The 1575-nt window shown below is 37.0% G+C and carries 3 protein-coding genes; all 3 read right to left on the bottom strand.

Annotated elements, in window-relative coordinates:
* Window positions 1-408 (bottom strand): hypothetical protein (locus AC1DSE_RS35075; protein ID WP_477529103.1); only part of this gene is annotated, 408 nt, incomplete at its 3' end.
* 37 nt (window positions 409-445) lie between these two features.
* Entirely contained in the window at window positions 446-1162 is a 717-nt protein-coding gene (locus AC1DSE_RS35070) for a class I SAM-dependent methyltransferase (RefSeq protein ID WP_477511997.1), read from the bottom strand.
* Between the two features lie 173 nt (window positions 1163-1335).
* The coding region (locus AC1DSE_RS35065) for a hypothetical protein (protein ID WP_477529102.1) at window positions 1336-1575 on the bottom strand (240 nt) is incomplete at its 5' end.

Below are 1575 nucleotides of genomic sequence, written 5' to 3'. Positions count from 1 at the left end.
ATGTAAATGTCCTTCATTAGATTTGCCAACTGTAACAATATGAAGCGGTATTGATAGAGTCGATGACAATTTGATTTCGAGCTGCTGCCCAGGAACTAACTMATTTAAAATTTCAGGATAGATGACTCTAATTCGTTTCACTTTGCCGTTTTCGTTTAAAGCATAAATAATATTTTTATGCTTGCTAACCATTTTGGCATGGATAATTTGGTAGTTTTTGTTGAATACATCTACGACGTATACTATAAAAAAAACAATCATTACAAAACCCATAAAGAAGAAAAAGAAACCTATAGCTTCAGGACCATCATTCATATAAATGTTTATAAATTGAATAACGGCATTCATGCCAAGTACAAAGCTTGTCAGAAGCCCCATATAGAAAGATTTCATCGGTTTAAGATTCATTTGATCAACCTCCTCAATGTTGTTGTCAACGTACAATTTATCCTATCTTTCGGACGACAAAAGTGATGCAATCACTGCTCAGCAAAATATCCCTTTCATTTCTAACGATTGCAAATTCCAGCTGTTTGACGTGGTGGTCAATAACTTCCCAGCTCATATATGCTTTGCTTAACAAATGCTCCATCGCTTGTGTTTCCATATTTACTTCAATAAGAACTTCTAGACTTTCACCGCTTCGTATATCTGTTTCGCGAATATTGGTGTTTATGATGATACAATTGATTCCATTATCTTTTGTACCCGCAGTCATATGATGCAGTGTATGACGCAACATCGCTTCAGTATTCACATGCTCCAGCGAGGATACTGCTACAATATAATCATATTCTTTCTCTGAAATTGTAAAATTGCCTATATCGCTTGCAACAGGCTTTAGTAAATGATGCACTCCAAATTGCTCGCCATAACTCATTAGCTTACTGAGGGCTGACTCCAAGAGATCCACGCATACCACTTGTCCATGAATATGATGTTCTTGCAATACCTTTGCTATCGGTATGCTATTTCTACCTACTCCGCAGCCTAAATCAAGAACAGATAGCGGGCCTGATTTATCAAGTAAGTCAAGATTTTTCATAACCGTCAGCACAGGCTTATGCAGCCACGAGCCTTCCTCAAACAATTTATAATCATCATAGCAGACTTCGTGATATTTTTTCTCTTCCTCTCTAATTCTCGCTACCCTCTCATCCATAAAATAACCCTCTCTCTTTTTATGTGGCGTACTGGGTAATATTGATAGGTCTACTTAAATCCTGACATAACGGTGAGGTCGAAGCAACAAAATTTTACATCGATATCGCATAATTAATGGGTAAATAAAAAAAAGGAATTGCTGACTCGCGCCGAGCAATCCCTTTAGATTTATTATGGCTCAATGGAAACGAGCGTAGGTCTTTCCCATTTTCGGTGTTCATATTTAATATAATAATCATGATCCACTTCAATTAGTTTATAGATGCCTTTAGGTATTTGAATCATGTCTTGATGCCCGCTCAAATCCTGAATTTTGATGGCTGTTTCATGAACCTCAATCACTTTCACCTGTGCTCCTGTTACATTCGAGTAAGAATTCCATATCGCTAATGCAAACAAGAGCAATAGGAC

It is taken from the genome of Paenibacillus sp. 01L418, assembly GCF_056400045.1.
Note: the sequence above shows the minus strand (reverse complement) of the source record. Positions and strands in the feature narration are given on the sequence as shown.

Coding starts and splice junctions, on each gene's coding strand:
- AC1DSE_RS35070 (WP_477511997.1), bottom strand. CDS start 1,162: ATGGATGAGAGGGTAGCGAGAATTAGAGAGGAAGAGAAAAAATATCAC.